Below are 15,366 nucleotides of genomic sequence, written 5' to 3'. Positions count from 1 at the left end.
AACTGGTGCCCTCACAACCGCTGGTTACCTTGCCACCCACCGTGGTGGTTGAACCCGTGGTGATGTTGTAGCGCTTCACATCGGCTTCTCCACGCGGTCGTTGAGAGAGGCGTTGATTGGGCCGGTTACCTGCTGGATTTGCGTATCAGTGCTCTTCATGTTTTGTCCTTTTTCAGCGCGCAGGGGTACTCAAACGCGGTCATGGCGTTGATGTGTGCAAAGGGAATAGCGCCGAACTGGCGCAAGAAAGATGTTGCTGGCCGGCGCTAAGCCAAACAACTGTCCGTTCGGCTAGGTATTGGGAAAAACAGAAACGTCTTACACGGCTTTGAGGTTGCCCCTAGGACACTCCATCTCTAGTCTCCTTACACCGCTGCACACTCAGCGGTCGGGCGTCGCGGCCTGTATTTCTCCGGATTCTTTAATACATCTGCGGAGCTTGACCATGATCAAACCCACCTCAAATCCCTCGCTCGATCCAGCACCCAGCGTGCTATTCACCGTTAAAGACGGCATCTGCACCCAAGACCTGCTGGTCAACCTCAGCGAATCCCTCGCCTCTGCCCACGCCCTCACCTGCGATTTCGCCTTTGAACTCGACGGCTCGCGACGAGAAGGTGCGCTGGGTATTGCACAGTTGATCGAGGTGTCTCGGTTGTTGGCTGAACGTGTACTGGCTGATATTGAGCGTTAAACACTGCGCTGATCGTTCCCATGCTCCGCGTGGGCATGCATTCCGGGACGCTGAGCGTCCCAAGTGGCGTTACCACGCAGAGCGTGGGAACGATCAAGTGTTAAACACTGCACTGAGGATCGTTCCCGCGCTCCGCGTGGGCATGCATACCGTGACGCTCTGCGTCACCCCGGTACGCAGAGCGTCCCTAGCGGCGTTACCACGCGGAGCGTGGGAACGATCAGGTGGTCGACGAGTGCAAAAAAGTATCAGTAAGCGTGCTCCCAAGGATTTGTCACCGCCGCTTTTGAAGGCTGTAATCAACGCACACTCTTCCTGACTCCTTGTAGGAAGACACAACAACAATAACCGTCCTTCTGTAGCCCTCTGGGCGCGGAAATGGAGTGCGCGATGAAGTTCACAGCAAAAGCATTGCTTGCCTGTACCTGCATGACCCTCAGCGCCGTCAGCCTTGGCGCGCAAACCCTGACCATTGCCACCGTCAATAACAGCGACATGATCCGCATGCAGAAGCTCTCGAAAACCTTCGAGGCTGAGCATCCGGAGATCAAGTTGAACTGGGTGGTGCTCGAAGAAAACGTGCTGCGCCAACGCCTGACCACCGACATCGCCACACAAGGCGGGCAGTTCGATGTGTTGACCATCGGCATGTACGAAGCCGCACTCTGGGGCGCCAAGGGGTGGCTGGAGCCGATGAAGGACTTGCCAGCGTCCTACGACCTCGACGATGTGTTCCCTTCGGTGCGTGACGGCTTGTCGGTCAAGGGCTCGTTGTACGCCCTGCCGTTCTACGCCGAAAGCTCGATCACCTATTACCGCACCGACCTGTTCAAGGACGCCGGGCTGAGCATGCCCGAGCACCCAACCTGGAGCCAGATCGGCGAATTCGCCGCCAAACTCACCGACAAGTCCAAAGAGCAATACGGCCTGTGCCTGCGCGGCAAAGCCGGTTGGGGTGAGAACATGGCGCTGATCACCACCCTGGCCAACGGCTTCGGCGCGCGCTGGTTCGATGAGAAGTGGCAGCCAGAATTCAACGGCCCCGAGTGGAAGAACGCGCTGAACTTCTACGTCGACAACATGAAGAAATCCGGCCCGCCGGGTGCCTCCAGCAACGGTTTCAACGAAAACCTGGCGCTGTTCAACAGCGGCAAGTGCGCGATCTGGGTGGATGCCAGCGTGGCCGGCTCGTTTGTCACCGACAAGAGCCAGAGCAAGGTCGCAGACCATGTGGGCTTTACTTTCGCGCCCCATGAGAAAACCGATAAGGGCACCTCGTGGCTGTACTCCTGGAGCCTGGCGATCCCGACCAGTTCCAAGGCCAAGGACGCCGCCAAGGTGTTCACCAGTTGGGCCACCTCCAAGGAATACGGACAGCTGGTGGCCAAGACCGATGGCATCGCCAATGTGCCGCCCGGTACGCGCCAATCCACCTACAGCGATGAATACATGAAGGCAGCGCCGTTCGCCAAGGTGACGCTGGAGTCGCTGAAAGTGGCCGACCCGACCAAGCCAACCGAGAAGCCGGTGCCGTATATCGGTATCCAGTTGGTAACCATTCCTGAATTCCAGGCGATTGGTACCCAGGTGGGCAAGTTCTTCTCGGGGGCGTTGACCGGTCAGCAAACCGTCGATGCTGCATTGACCGCCGCGCAGAACACCACCGAGCGGGAAATGAAGCGGGCTGGTTACCCCAAGTAACCCAATTTCACCCGCGCAAATGTAGGAGCAGGGCTTTTGTGGGAGCTGGCTTGCCTGCGATGCAAACAACTCGGTCTATCAGTAGCACCGAGGCGATACCATCGCAGGCAAGCCAGCTCCCACAGTGACCGCGCTCCGACGCAGATTCTGTAGGCATCTGACTGGTTCTGATCACCATGAATACACCCACCAAAAACCGCCTGGCCAACCCCGGCTGGTTTCTCGTCAGCCCCTCGGTGGCCTTGCTGCTGCTGTGGATGATCGTGCCGCTGGGCATGACCCTGTACTTTTCGCTGATCCGCTACAACCTGCTCTACCCCGGCGAAAACCAATTCGTGGGGTTGGAAAACTTCAGCTACTTCATCACCGACTCGGGTTTCCTGCCCGGCGCCACCAATACCCTGTTGCTGGTGGGCAGCGTGTTGCTGATCAGCGTGGTGTTCGGCGTGTTGATCAGTGCGCTGCTGGAGGCCAGTGAGTTCCTGGGGCGCGGCGTCGTGCGGGTAATGCTGATCTCGCCGTTCTTCATCATGCCCACCGTCGGCGCGTTGATCTGGAAGAACCTGATTTTCCACCCGGTGTCGGGGATTCTCGCCGCCGTGTGGAAGTTCTTCGGCGCCGAGCCGGTGGACTGGCTGGCGCATTACCCGCTGCTGTCGATCATCATCATTGTGTCGTGGCAATGGCTGCCTTTCGCGATCCTACTGCTGATGACCGCCATGCAGTCCCTGGACCAGGAACAAAAAGAGGCCGCACGCCTGGACGGTGCCGGCGCCATTGCGATCTTCTGGCACCTGACCTTGCCCCACCTGGCGCGCCCGATTGCCGTGGTGGTGATGATCGAAACGATCTTTTTGCTCTCGGTGTTCGCCGAAATCTTCACCACCACCAACGGTGGCCCCGGCTACGCCTCCACCAACCTCGCCTACCTGATCTACAACCAGGCGCTGGTGCAGTTCGACGTGGGCATGGCCTCGGCCGGCGGCTTGATTGCCGTGGTCATTGCCAATATCGCGGCGATCATCCTGGTGCGGATGATCGGCAAAAACCTGACTGACAAGCCTTGAGGGCCGCGCCATGACGCTTCAACAATCCCGCCGCCTGCAAAGCCTGTTGCTCGGCACGTTGGCCTGGGCCATCGCGATCCTGATTTTCTTCCCGATCTTCTGGATGGTGCTGACCAGCTTCAAAACTGAAATCGACGCGTTCGCCACCCCGCCGCAGTTCATCTTCACGCCGACGCTGGAGAACTACCTGCACATCAACGAGCGCAGCAACTACTTCGCCTACGCCTGGAACTCGGTGGTGATTTCCTTCAGCGCCACCGCCCTGTGCCTGCTGATTTCGGTGCCGGCGGCCTACTCCATGGCGTTCTACGAAACCCAGCGCACCAAGGGCACGCTGCTGTGGATGCTGTCGACCAAGATGCTGCCGCCGGTGGGCGTGCTGATGCCGATCTACCTGTTGGCCAAGAGCTTTGGCCTGTTGGATACACGCATTGCGCTGATCATCATCTACACCCTGATCAACCTGCCGATTGTGGTGTGGATGGTGTACACCTACTTCAAGGACATCCCCAAGGACATCCTCGAAGCCGCCCGCCTGGACGGCGCCTCCCTGTGGCAGGAAATGGTGCGGGTGCTGCTGCCCATTGCCAAGGGTGGCCTGGCCTCCACGGTGTTGCTGTCGTTGATCCTGTGCTGGAACGAGGCGTTCTGGTCGCTGAACCTGACCTCCTCCAGCGCCGCGCCGTTGACCGCCTTGATCGCCTCTTACTCCAGCCCCGAAGGCTTGTTCTGGGCCAAGTTGTCCGCCGTCTCGACCCTGGCCTGCGCGCCGATCCTGATCTTTGGCTGGATCAGCCAGAAGCAGTTGGTACGCGGTTTGTCCTTTGGCGCCGTCAAATAATAATTCAAAAAGGAGGCCCATCATGGCCAACCTGAAAATCAAGAATCTGCAAAAAGGCTTCGAAGGTTTTTCCATCATCAAGGGCATCGACCTGGAAGTGAACGACAAGGAATTCGTGGTGTTCGTCGGCCCGTCGGGCTGTGGCAAGTCCACCCTGCTGCGCCTGATCGCCGGCCTGGAAGAAGTCAGCGACGGCACCATCGAACTCGATGGCCGCGACATCACCGAAGTCACCCCGGCCAAACGCGACCTGGCCATGGTGTTCCAGACCTACGCGCTGTACCCGCACATGAGCGTGCGCAAGAACATGTCATTTGCCCTGGACCTGGCCGGTGTCGACAAGAAACTGGTCGAGAGCAAAGTCAGCGAAGCGGCGCGTATTCTTGAGCTGGGGCCTTTGCTGGAGCGCAAGCCCAAGCAGCTCTCGGGCGGCCAGCGCCAGCGCGTGGCGATTGGCCGGGCGATTGTGCGCAACCCGAAGATCTTCCTGTTCGACGAACCGCTGTCCAACCTCGACGCCGCCCTGCGCGTGCAAATGCGCCTGGAGCTGGCGCGCCTGCATAAAGAACTGCAAGCGACCATGATCTACGTGACCCACGACCAGGTCGAAGCCATGACCCTGGCCGACAAGGTAGTGGTGCTCAACAGCGGGCGCATCGAACAGGTCGGCTCGCCGCTGGAGCTGTACCACCAGCCGGCCAACCTGTTTGTGGCCGGCTTTCTCGGCACGCCGAAGATGGGCTTCCTCAAGGGCCAGGTCACCCGCGTCGACAGCCAAGGCTGCGAGGTGCAACTGGACGCCGGCACCCTGATCAACCTGCCGTTGAGCGGCGCCACCCTGAGCGTGGGCAGCGCGGTGACCCTGGGCATTCGCCCCGAGCATCTGGAAATCGCCACACCAGGGCAAACCACCCTGACCGTCACCGCCGACGTCGGCGAGCGCCTGGGCAGCGACACGTTCTGCCACGTCATCACCCGTAACGGCGAGCCGCTGACCATGCGTATCCGTGGCGACATGGCCAGCCAATACGGCGAGACGCTCCAGCTGCACCTGGACCCGGCGCACTGCCATCTGTTCGACGCCGATGGCGTCGCCGTGGCCCGCCCACTGCGCCCTGCCGCCTGATTTCGTGAGTATTTCCCGATGAAATTGAATAAAGCCAACCTCACCCAACTGGCGCCCGAAGTGCAGGTGCCGACCTACGCGCTTGCCGATACCCGCCAGGGCATCGCGCACATTGGCGTCGGCGGTTTCCACCGTGCGCACCAGGCGTTTTACACCGATGCCCTGATGAACACCGGCGAGGGCCTGGACTGGAGCATCTGCGGCGTCGGCCTGCGCAGTGAAGACCGCAAGGCCCGCGACGACCTTGCCGGCCAGGATTACTTGTTCACCCTGTATGAACTGGGCGACACCGACGACACGCAAGTGCGTGTGATCGGCTCGATCAGCGACATGCTGCTGGCCGAAGACGGCGCCCAGGCGCTGATCGATAAACTCGCCAGCCCCCAGATCCGCATCGTCTCGCTGACCATCACCGAAGGCGGTTACTGCATCGACGACAGCAACGGCGAGTTCATGGCCCACCTGCCGCAGATCCAGCATGACCTGGCGCACCCGAGGGCACCGAAAACCGTGTTCGGCTTTATCTGCGCCGCCCTCACCCAGCGCCGCGCCGCCGGCACGCCGGCCTTTACGGTGATGTCCTGCGATAACCTGCCCCACAACGGCGCCGTCACCCGCAAGGCCCTGCTGGCCTTCGCCGCCTTGCACGACGCCGGGCTGCACGACTGGATCAAGGCCAACGTGAGCTTCCCGAATGCCATGGTTGACCGCATCACGCCAATGACCAGCACCGCCCACCGCCTGCAACTGCACGACCAGCACGGGATTGACGATGCCTGGCCGGTGGTGTGCGAACCGTTTGTGCAGTGGGTGCTGGAAGACAAATTCGTCAACGGTCGCCCGGCCTGGGAAAAGGTCGGCGTGCAGTTCACCGATGACGTCACGCCTTACGAAGAAATGAAGATCGGCCTGCTCAACGGCAGCCACCTGGCTCTGACGTACCTGGGGTTCCTCAAGGGCTACCGGTTCGTTCACGAGACCATGAACGACCCCGTGTTCGTGGCGTATATGCGCGCCTACATGGACCTAGATGTCACGCCGAACCTGGCACCGGTGCCCGGTATCGACTTGACCGAGTACAAGCAGACCCTGGTGGATCGCTTTTCCAACCAGGCGATTGCCGACCAGTTGGAGCGCGTATGCTCCGACGGTTCATCGAAGTTTCCCAAGTTCACCGTGCCGACCATCAACCGCCTGATTACCGACGGCCGCGAAACTGAGCGTGCCGCGCTGGTGGTGGCGGCCTGGGCGCTGTACCTGAAAGGCGTGGATGAAAACGGCACGCGCTACAGCATCCCGGACCCACGGGCAGCGTTCTGCCAGAACCTGGTGAGCGATGATGCGCTGATCAGCCAGCGATTGCTGGGGGTGGAAGAGATTTTTGGCACGGCTATTCCCAAGTCGGCGGCGTTTGTGGCAGCGTTCGAGCGTTGCTATGCAAGCCTGCGCGACAAAGGCGTCACAGCCACACTGCAAAACCTGCTGAACAAACCGGATTAAACAGGTGGGAGCTGGCTTGCCTGCGATAGCGGTCTGGCAGTCACCGCAGGGTTGACTGGACCACCGCTATCGCAGGCAAGCCAGCTCCCACATCGACCGTATTTTCAATCCAACAATAAGACTGCTGAGCACTCCCTCATGACCCAGCAAAACCTTTACCTCGGCATCGATTGCGGCACCCAGGGCACCAAGGCCATCGTCCTCGATGCGTCCAGCGGCAAGGTGCTGGGCCTGGGCGCCGCCGCGCACACTTTGATCAGCGGCGCCAATGGTCGCCGCGAACAACATACCCAGGAATGGCTGGACGCCTTCACCGCCGCCACCCACCGCGCCCTGCAACAGGCCGGCGTGGATGGCCAGGACATCCTCGGCATCGGCGTGTCCGGCCAGCAACACGGCCTGGTGCTACTGGACGAACAAGGTGAAGTGTTGCGCCCGGCCAAACTGTGGTGCGACACCGAAACCACGCCGGAGAACGACCGGCTGCTGCAACATCTGGGCGGCGAACGTGGGTCCCTGGAGCGCCTGGGTGTGGCTATCGCACCGGGCTACACCGTGTCCAAGCTGCTCTGGACCCGTGAACAGCATCCGGACGTCTTCGCACGCATCGCCCATATCCTGCTGCCCCACGATTACCTCAACTACTGGCTCACCGGCCGCGCCTGCGCCGAGTACGGCGACGCATCGGGCACCGGTTACTTCAACGTGCGCCGCCGCGAATGGGATGTGGCAATGCTCCAGCACATCGACCCCAGCGGCCGCCTGCAAGCCGCGTTGCCGACACTGATCGAAGCCGACCAAGCGGTGGGCACCATCCTACCGGCCATCGCCGAGCGCCTGGGCATCAACCCCAACGCGGTGGTGTCCAGTGGTGGCGGCGACAATATGATGGGCGCCATTGGTACCGGCAATATCGCCCCCGGCGTGATCACCATGAGCCTGGGTTCATCGGGCACCGTGTATGCCTTTGCCGACCAGCCGAACGTCAGCCCCCAGGCCTCGGTGGCGACCTTCTGCTCTTCCAGCGGCGGTTGGCTGCCGCTGATTTGCACCATGAACCTGACCAATGCCACCGGGGTGATTCGCGAGCTGTTCGAACTGGACCTCGACGCCTTCAACGCCCTGGTCGAACAGGCGCCGATCGGCGCCGAGGGGGTGAGCATGTTGCCGTTTCTCAACGGCGAACGCGTGCCCGCCCTGCCCCACGCTACCGGCAGCCTGCAGGGCTTGACCATGACCAACCTGACCCGCGCCAACCTGTGCCGCGCGGTGGTCGAAGGCACCACCTTCGGCCTGCGTTATGGCCTCGACCTGCTGCGCCAGACCGGCCTGCAAAGCCAGAGCATCCGCCTGATCGGCGGCGGCTCGAAAAGCCCGCTGTGGCGGCAGATGGTCGCCGATATCATGCACACCGAAGTGGTGTGTACCGAACAGAGCGAGGCCGCCGCCCTGGGCGCGGCGATCCAGGCGGCGTGGTGCCAGAGCGGCGAACCGCTGGCCAGCCTGTGCGATAAATGCGTGAGCATTGACCCTGCCAGCCGCACCTTACCCGTGGCCGCCAATGTCAGCGCCTATCAACAGGCGTATGAGCGTTATCAACAGCACGTGGCAACCCTTTAAGAGCGAGCAACTATGTATCTGGTGTGTGGTGAAGCGCTGTTTGATTTCTTCAGCGAGGAGGATGCCAGCGGGCAGGCCGCCAAGCTCAATTACAAGGCGATTGCCGGTGGCTCGCCGTTCAACGTAGCGGTGGGTCTGCGCCGCCTGGGGATCGAGTCCGGGTTCTTCGCCGGCCTGTCCACCGATTACCTTGGACGGCGCTTGCAGCAAGTACTGAAAGACGGAGGTATCAGCGAACGCTTTCTGGTTGAGTTCGACGCGCCGACCACCCTGGCGATGGTCGCCGTGGGCGCCAACGGCTCGCCGCAGTACAGCTTTCGCGGCGAAGGCTGCGCCGACCGGCAATTGCAACTGACGCACCTGCCGCCCCTGGGCGATGAGATTCGCGGGCTGCATGTGGGCTCGTTTTCACTGGTGGTACAGCCCATTGGTGACACGCTGCTGAGCCTGGTCAAGCGTGAAAGCGGCAAGCGCCTGATCAGCCTCGACCCCAACGTGCGCCTTAACCCGCAGCCCGATATTCAGCTGTGGCGTGCGCGCGTCGCAGAGCTGGTGCAACACGCCGACCTGATCAAGGTCAGCGACGAAGACCTGCACCTGCTCTACCCCGAACACACACCGGAAAGCGTGCTGCAAGGCTGGCTGCAACACCGTTGCCAATTGGTGTTCCTCACCCGTGGTGGCGATGGCGCGTCGGTGTTTAGCCGTCAGCATGGCACCTGGTCGCAACCTGCGGTTAAGGTGGTGATGGCCGATACGGTGGGCGCTGGTGATACCTTCCAGGCGGCGCTGATTGCGTGGCTGACGGAACAGCAGTTGGATTCAGTTGACGGGCTGCAGAACCTGAGCCGCGAGCAGATCGACGCCATGCTGGGTTTCGCGATTCGGGCTGCCGCCCTGACCTGCAGCAAGACAGGGCCGGACCTGCCCTATCGTCACCAATTGGATTGAGGCGAGCGGGCAAAAAATCAAAGTGCCAGCATGCAGGCCACGTATTCCGTGGCCTGCGCGTCATGTACAAAAAAATTGCGCTACTGAAAAACTGTGCTAAACCCAAAAACAGGAGCAGTTATTACAATAAACCTAGGACACCCCCATGCAAAAGCCCAGTGGTTTCTCGACCCGGGCCGTTTTAGCTGTCGGCCTCATCTCATTGCAATACATGATCCCTCAATCCTCCCACGCCGCCTGCGTTCTCACCCCGGGAACCGGTAACGACACCTACACGTGCGACAGCGGCAGCAGTCCCGGCTTGACCGATCTTTCCGGGGATAACCGCCTGAACCTCCCTGCGGGCGGCACCGGTACCATCAACGGTAATGTCACCTTTGGCCCTGGGGTCGATGCCGTGCGCATCGACTCGGGCCTGATCACCGGTGTGGTGCAACAAGGCGCCGGTATCGACGATTTCCTCATGACGGGCGGGCAGATCCTGGCCCTGTTCCAGGGCGATGGTCTCGACACCTTCAGAATGGAGGGCGGCACCATCGTCGGTGCTTTTGAGGACGGCGATGTGGCCTACCAGAGCGGTGGCACTATCGGTCGGGTCAATATGAAGCTGGATAAAAACTTCTATGAAATGACCGGGGGGACCATTGAAGGCAACTTGGTCACCGGCTTTGATGTCGACACGATCCGCATGTTAAACGGCTTCATAGGTGGCAACATCAGTACCAGCGGCGGCGATGACAGCATTACCGTCAGCGGTGGCGTGATCAATGGCGAGATTCGCGCCAGCGTCGGCAACGATACGTTTAACTGGCTGGGTGGAGGCCAGATCAACTCGTCGGTATTGATGGGTGATGGCGACGACACTGCCCTGCTCCGCAACCTCAGTGAAAGCCTGCTGGCCAGTACGCCGTCGGTCGATGGCGGCCTGGGCAACGATCAACTGACCTTCGATAACACCACCTCCAGTACGCCCGCACGCTATGTCGGCTGGGAGACGGTCAACCTCGACAACGCCTCGCGCTTTGACCTGGCCGGGGATTTTTTCCTTGGCGACAGTGCGAGCAATACCGGTACGTTCAACATCGATGGCAGCAGCACGCTGGCCGTGACCCAAGGCGCTATTCGCCCCTATACCGCAGGCCAATTGGCAACGCTGAACAACGCCGGCACGATCGACATGACCGGCGACAACAGCGCGACCAGCGTCTTGACGGTGCATGGCAACTACGTAGGCAACAACGGCCGGTTGCATCTGCAAACCGTACTCGGCGATGAAAACTCGGCCACCGACAAGCTGGTGGTTTCCGACGGCAGCATCAGTGGCCACACGCAACTGGGCGTCAGCAACCTCGGCGGTGCCGGTGGGCTGACCCAGAACAACGGCATCGAAGTGGTCCAGGCGCTCAACGGCGCTGTCAGCAGCACCGATGCGTTCGCCTTGAACGGCTCGGTCTCCGCCGGGGCCTATGAGTACATGCTGTTCAAGGGCGGCGTTACCGCCGGCACAGAAAACAACTGGTATCTGCGCTCCTCGTTGGTAGCGGTGCAACCGCCGGCCGTTCCCTCCGTGCCGCCGCCCGTTGTACCGCCGGTAGCGGTGGCGCCCATTCCACCCACTGCGCCAGTGGTCGGCCCCGATGAGCCGCCCGTGGAGCCGCCCACCGCACAGCCGGTGGCACCGATCAAGCCGCTCGCGCCACCGCCCAGCCCAGTCGCCGCAGTCACGTCACCGCAATCGGCGGCCAGCAACCCTGTGCTGCCAAGCGCCGTGGCCGGTGCGGCGCCTATTGCACTGTATCGCCTGGAGGTGCCGGTCTATTCAGTGGACATCCCCGCTGCGCAGGTAATGACGCTGCAAGCCCTCGGTACCTTTCATGAACGCCAGGGCGAGCAAAGCCTGCTGACCGAGACCGGTGCAGTGCCGGCAGGTTGGGCCCGCGCCTATGGCAGTGACTTCAACAAAAGCTGGTCGGGCACGGTAACGCCGAGTTTTGACGGCACGTCCAAGGGCTACCAGGTCGGCCATGACCTCTATGCCAGCGAAACCGGCGGTGGGCAGACTCAACGCTTTGGCCTGTTTATCGGCCAGAGCCGCCTGCGCGGCGACGTAAAAGGGTTTGCGCTGGGCTGGCAGGACCATCGCGCCGGGCGGATCAAACTCGACGGTGACAACTTCGGCGCCTACTGGACCCTCACCGATCCCACCGGCTGGTACGTCGACCTCGTCGCCATGGGCACCCGCCTGGACGGGGACAACAAGTCCGATCGAGGAGTGAAGATGGACATCGAGGGCCACGCCTTGACGTTATCGGCCGAAGCCGGCTACCCGATCACGCTGTCCGAACATTGGGTGGTGGAGCCACAAGCCCAGGTGATCGGCCAGAAAATCGACCTGGATAGCCAGCACGATGGCATCTCCAAGGTCTCCTTCGACTCTCAGGAGTACTGGACCGGCCGCCTCGGTGCACGCCTGAAAGGCCGTTATCTAGTCAGCAACAGGCCCGTGGAGCCGTACCTACGGGCCAATGTCTGGCACACCTTTGGCGGCAGTGACACGGTGACGTTCGATGATGTGGACCGGATCAAGAGCGATCACAAGTCCTCCACCGCCGATATTGGCGCCGGCGTCGTGGCTCAATTGTCATCCGCGGTCAGCGCATATGTGGAGGGCAAATATGGAACCGGGCTGGACGACAATAACTTTGAGGGCGCCAGCGGTAGTATCGGCGTGAGAGTGAGCTGGTAAAGCTGAAGTCTTGTCAGCGTTGGGCCTGGCACATACCAGGCCCACGGTCTCAATTGACCCTCAAGCGATCAACTAGTGATAACCGCGCCCGCCTGCTCGTTGCAGGACCGGTGCGTGGTTGTGCCTGAGGTCCTCACGCAACCCGGTGATCAGGTTGCAAATGGCTCGACTGCTGTCGAGTTTGTCGGCGTTTATACCTTTGACTTCCAAATCCACCCGGTCGCGGTCGCGGTCGTCGTAGACTTTAATCGTCAACGAGGCATCTTCGGCCTTGGTGCATTCGCACCGTTTAGGCAGGAAACTTCCTTCAATAATGCTGCGAAGCTCTAGTTCTGAAAGCATGGCTAACCTCTCCTTTTTTGAGACTGCCAACAGTTATATGTATCCGACAGGCACTTGCCTGCCACGTCTTGCCAACCCTGGAAGACGCTTTCAATCAGTAAGCCTACTCGGCAAAAACCGTGGTGGTTGTAACCTTTCCTCATAAGCAAACCGCTTGCTCATATTAAAGAAAACGGCCTGTTCGGCATCATCGCCGAACGACATCGATTAAACGTTTAACCCGCAGCGTGGGGGACAGGCGTTTATGTGGAAATCCTTTTTTCGGCAACATATCGCAACCAATCAGCCCACCACCGTTAAGCCGACGGAGGTTTGCGATAACCATACGAAACATATACGATTCGTATATCAATTAAACACAGTGAACCTTATGGGCATCGTCAAGATCACCGATCAGTTGCACGAACAACTGCGCCTGGCCAGCGCCGTCATGGACCGCTCCATCAACGCCCAGGCCGAGTTCTGGATCAAGATCGGCCTGCTCGCCGAACTCAACCCGCATCTGCCTTACAACGAGCTGATCAACAAGCTGTTGCTGGACAAACCCGACCTGATCCGGGGGCGTAGCTGATGATCAAGACCCCCGCACAGTTGGCCGTAATGCGTGAAGCCGGGCGCCTGTTGGCGCAGGTCTTCGACATGCTCGACGGCTTCGTCGCCGCCGGCCGCTCTACCCTGGAGCTGGACAGCGCCGTCGAAGCCTTCATCCGCAATGACCTCAAGGCCCGCCCTGCCAGCCTGGGGCAGTACGACTACCCCTTCTGCATCAACACCTCGATCAACGAAGTGGTGTGCCACGGCATGCCCAGCGCCAAGCAATTGCTCAAGGACGGCGACATCATCAACATCGACATCACCCTGGAAAAAGGCGGCTTCATTGCCGACTCCAGCAAGATGTACATGATCGGCAACGTGACGCCCAAGGCCAGGCGCCTGGTGGACATGACCTTCGAGGCGATGTGGGCCGGTATCCGCCAGGTCAAGCCCGGCGCGCGCCTGGGCGATATCGGCCATGCGATCCAGAGCCACGCGCAAGCCAATGGCTACAGCGTGGTGCGCGAATACTGCGGCCACGGCATCGGCCGGCAAATGCACGAAGAACCGCAAATCCTGCACTTCGGCCGCCCCGGCACCGGCCTGGAACTGCGCGAAGGCATGGTGTTTACCATCGAGCCGATGCTCAACCAGGGCAGCGCCAAAACCCGCAGCCTGAAAGACGGTTGGACGGTGGTCACCAAGGACAACAGCCTCTCGGCGCAATGGGAACATACCGTGGCGGTGACGGCGGATGGGTTTGAAGTGCTGACCTTGCAAACCCCTCAAAACCTTCACACCCTGTAGGAGCGAGCTTGCTCGCGAAGGCCTCAAGGACCACGCGTTAAACCAGGCTACCCACTTCTTCGTTGACGTTTTTCGCGAGCGAGCTCGCTCCTACAGTGGACTTGGCTTCCAGCTCGCGCACCAGCGGCAATACACGTTTACCGAAATACTCCACTTCTTCCTGGAAGTGCAGAAAGCCTGCGAGCACCAAGTCCACCCCCACGGCCTTGAGTGCGACGATGCGCTCGGCGATCTGCTGCGGCGTGCCGATCAGGTTGGTCTTGAAGCCATCGTTGTATTGCACCAGGTCCTCAAAGCTGGACTTGGCCCAGTTGCCCTCGCCCTCCGGCGACGCCTTGCCTGCTTGCCTGGCCGCGTCACCAAAGGCATTGACCGCCTCCGGGTCGGCTTGGTCGATGATCTGCGCCAGCACCGCCTGCGCCTCCTCCTCCGTGTCGCGGGCGATCACAAAGGCATTCACCCCCACCTTCACCGAATGCTGGTTGGCAGCGGCCTTGGCGCGAATATCATCGACCTGTGCCTTGACGCCTTCGGGCGTATTGCCATTGGTGAAATACCAATCCGACACCCGCGCCGCCATGTCCCGCGCCGCCCGCGAACTGCCGCCCTGGAAGATCTCCGGTTGGCCCAGGGGCTTGGGCTTGAGGGTGTAATGGTTGAAGCGATAGAAGTCGCCCTTGAAGGTGAAATCGTCCTGGGTCCAGATGCCTTTGAGCGCACGGATAAACTCTTCGGAACGTCGATAGCGCTCATCATGCTCCAGCCAATGCTCGCCAATGGCCTGGAATTCGCCCTTGAACCAGCCGCTGACGATATTCACCGCAATACGGCCATTGGTGAGTTGGTCGATGGTCGCCAACTGCTTGGCCGCCAACGCCGGTTGCCACGGCCCGGGCAGAATCGCCGCGATGACCTTGAGGGTGGTGGTTGCCGCGAGCAACGCATGGCTGAACGCCACGGATTCATGCTGGTTTTCGGCGCCGTAGCCTGCGGTGAAGCGAATCTGGGTCAAGCCATACTCAAAGCCCGCCGCCTCCGCCAGTTGCGCCAGTTTGCGGTTGTACTCGATGCCCCAGTGGGTACGCTGTTCAATCTTGCTGACGACCAACCCACCGCTGACGTTGGGTACCCAATAGGCAAATTTCACGGCTTGCTGACTCATCGGACGGTACCTCGCACAGGGGATGTACCAGTGCTTACGCAGCAAGCGTGCCAGGGGCAGGCAAATGCCCGTAGCCTGGGGGTTGCGGGAAAAAAGCGGGATTGACGCGATGGCTTGCCAGTGTCCGGGATCGCAGCAGTTTGTGGATCTGCTGTTGCTGGAGCAACAGTTGCGACCAGCACCAAGCGTACCCACGATGCGAAGCGAGTAGCTCTTGATCTTGATCTGCTTTTGATCTCAGGCGCCCCGTTAAACCACGCTGGCCGGAATTCGAC

The 15,366-nt window shown here is 60.7% G+C and carries 13 protein-coding genes; 11 read left to right on the top strand and 2 right to left on the bottom strand.

Features of this window, described 5'->3' with window-relative positions:
• Positions 1–445 precede the first annotated feature (445 nt).
• From E1K68_RS13045 to E1K68_RS13005, 9 genes are all read left to right on the top strand, one after another.
• Complete coding sequence (locus tag E1K68_RS13045) at positions 446–694, top strand: DUF6124 family protein (protein ID WP_003190957.1); 249 nt, start codon at positions 446–448, stop codon at positions 692–694.
• A 390-nt stretch (positions 695–1,084) separates the two neighbouring features.
• A complete protein-coding gene (locus tag E1K68_RS13040) occupies positions 1,085–2,395 on the top strand; it encodes a sugar ABC transporter substrate-binding protein (protein ID WP_032892053.1) in 1,311 nt (436 codons plus the stop codon).
• Between the two features lie 176 nt (positions 2,396–2,571).
• The gene (locus E1K68_RS13035) at positions 2,572–3,462 is read left to right on the top strand and encodes a sugar ABC transporter permease (RefSeq protein ID WP_003190955.1); all 891 of its coding nucleotides are present in this window, start codon (positions 2,572–2,574) and stop codon (positions 3,460–3,462) included.
• Positions 3,463–3,472: 10 nt separating this feature from the next.
• On the top strand, positions 3,473–4,303 hold the full coding sequence (locus E1K68_RS13030; protein WP_003190954.1) for a carbohydrate ABC transporter permease: 831 nt from the start codon (positions 3,473–3,475) through the stop codon (positions 4,301–4,303).
• Between the two features lie 22 nt (positions 4,304–4,325).
• The gene (ugpC, locus tag E1K68_RS13025) at positions 4,326–5,429 is read left to right on the top strand and encodes a sn-glycerol-3-phosphate ABC transporter ATP-binding protein UgpC (protein ID WP_212614188.1); all 1,104 of its coding nucleotides are present in this window, start codon (positions 4,326–4,328) and stop codon (positions 5,427–5,429) included.
• 18 nt (positions 5,430–5,447) lie between these two features.
• Positions 5,448–6,929: a mannitol dehydrogenase family protein gene (locus E1K68_RS13020; RefSeq protein WP_212614187.1), complete on the top strand. Its 1,482-nt coding sequence runs from the start codon at positions 5,448–5,450 to the stop codon at positions 6,927–6,929.
• Positions 6,930–7,067: 138 nt separating this feature from the next.
• Positions 7,068–8,549: a xylulokinase gene (xylB, locus tag E1K68_RS13015; protein ID WP_003190950.1), complete on the top strand. Its 1,482-nt coding sequence runs from the start codon at positions 7,068–7,070 to the stop codon at positions 8,547–8,549.
• 12 nt (positions 8,550–8,561) lie between these two features.
• Entirely contained in the window at positions 8,562–9,500 is a 939-nt protein-coding gene (locus E1K68_RS13010; protein WP_212614186.1) for a carbohydrate kinase, read from the top strand.
• A gap of 145 nt (positions 9,501–9,645) precedes the next feature.
• Positions 9,646–12,246 (top strand): autotransporter outer membrane beta-barrel domain-containing protein, encoded by a 2,601-nt coding sequence (locus E1K68_RS13005; RefSeq protein ID WP_137204705.1) that lies wholly within the window; start codon positions 9,646–9,648, stop codon positions 12,244–12,246.
• A 72-nt stretch (positions 12,247–12,318) separates the two neighbouring features.
• Here E1K68_RS13005 and E1K68_RS13000 read toward each other — a convergent pair whose 3' ends face one another.
• Entirely contained in the window at positions 12,319–12,588 is a 270-nt protein-coding gene (locus tag E1K68_RS13000; RefSeq protein WP_003190947.1) for a DUF1652 domain-containing protein, read from the bottom strand.
• Between the two features lie 370 nt (positions 12,589–12,958).
• Here E1K68_RS13000 and E1K68_RS12995 point away from each other — a divergent pair, with 370 nt between their 5' ends.
• Together E1K68_RS12995 and map are read left to right on the top strand one after the other, a co-directional pair.
• The gene (locus E1K68_RS12995) at positions 12,959–13,159 is read left to right on the top strand and encodes a ParD-like family protein (protein WP_212614185.1); all 201 of its coding nucleotides are present in this window, start codon (positions 12,959–12,961) and stop codon (positions 13,157–13,159) included.
• The gene (gene map, locus E1K68_RS12990) at positions 13,159–13,929 is read left to right on the top strand and encodes a type I methionyl aminopeptidase (protein WP_003190945.1); all 771 of its coding nucleotides are present in this window, start codon (positions 13,159–13,161) and stop codon (positions 13,927–13,929) included. Before E1K68_RS12995 ends, map begins: the two co-directional genes overlap by 1 nt.
• A gap of 37 nt (positions 13,930–13,966) precedes the next feature.
• On the opposite strand, the gene sfnG is transcribed toward map, so the two are convergent.
• The gene (sfnG, locus tag E1K68_RS12985) at positions 13,967–15,091 is read right to left on the bottom strand and encodes a dimethylsulfone monooxygenase SfnG (RefSeq protein WP_212614184.1); all 1,125 of its coding nucleotides are present in this window, start codon (positions 15,089–15,091) and stop codon (positions 13,967–13,969) included.
• Positions 15,092–15,366 lie beyond the last annotated feature (275 nt).

The sequence above is a fragment of the Pseudomonas sp. B2021 genome, from assembly GCF_018135665.1.
Classification (GTDB): Bacteria; Pseudomonadota; Gammaproteobacteria; order Pseudomonadales; family Pseudomonadaceae; genus Aquipseudomonas; species Aquipseudomonas lactis.
Note: the sequence above shows the minus strand (reverse complement) of the source record. Positions and strands in the feature narration are given on the sequence as shown.

Coding starts and splice junctions, on each gene's coding strand:
- E1K68_RS13045 (WP_003190957.1), top strand. CDS start 446: ATGATCAAACCCACCTCAAATCCCTCGCTCGATCCAGCACCCAGCGTG.
- E1K68_RS13040 (WP_032892053.1), top strand. CDS start 1,085: ATGAAGTTCACAGCAAAAGCATTGCTTGCCTGTACCTGCATGACCCTC.
- E1K68_RS13035 (WP_003190955.1), top strand. CDS start 2,572: ATGAATACACCCACCAAAAACCGCCTGGCCAACCCCGGCTGGTTTCTC.
- E1K68_RS13030 (WP_003190954.1), top strand. CDS start 3,473: ATGACGCTTCAACAATCCCGCCGCCTGCAAAGCCTGTTGCTCGGCACG.
- ugpC (WP_212614188.1), top strand. CDS start 4,326: ATGGCCAACCTGAAAATCAAGAATCTGCAAAAAGGCTTCGAAGGTTTT.
- E1K68_RS13020 (WP_212614187.1), top strand. CDS start 5,448: ATGAAATTGAATAAAGCCAACCTCACCCAACTGGCGCCCGAAGTGCAG.
- xylB (WP_003190950.1), top strand. CDS start 7,068: ATGACCCAGCAAAACCTTTACCTCGGCATCGATTGCGGCACCCAGGGC.
- E1K68_RS13010 (WP_212614186.1), top strand. CDS start 8,562: ATGTATCTGGTGTGTGGTGAAGCGCTGTTTGATTTCTTCAGCGAGGAG.
- E1K68_RS13005 (WP_137204705.1), top strand. CDS start 9,646: ATGCAAAAGCCCAGTGGTTTCTCGACCCGGGCCGTTTTAGCTGTCGGC.
- E1K68_RS13000 (WP_003190947.1), bottom strand. CDS start 12,588: ATGCTTTCAGAACTAGAGCTTCGCAGCATTATTGAAGGAAGTTTCCTG.
- E1K68_RS12995 (WP_212614185.1), top strand. CDS start 12,959: ATGGGCATCGTCAAGATCACCGATCAGTTGCACGAACAACTGCGCCTG.
- map (WP_003190945.1), top strand. CDS start 13,159: ATGATCAAGACCCCCGCACAGTTGGCCGTAATGCGTGAAGCCGGGCGC.
- sfnG (WP_212614184.1), bottom strand. CDS start 15,091: ATGAGTCAGCAAGCCGTGAAATTTGCCTATTGGGTACCCAACGTCAGC.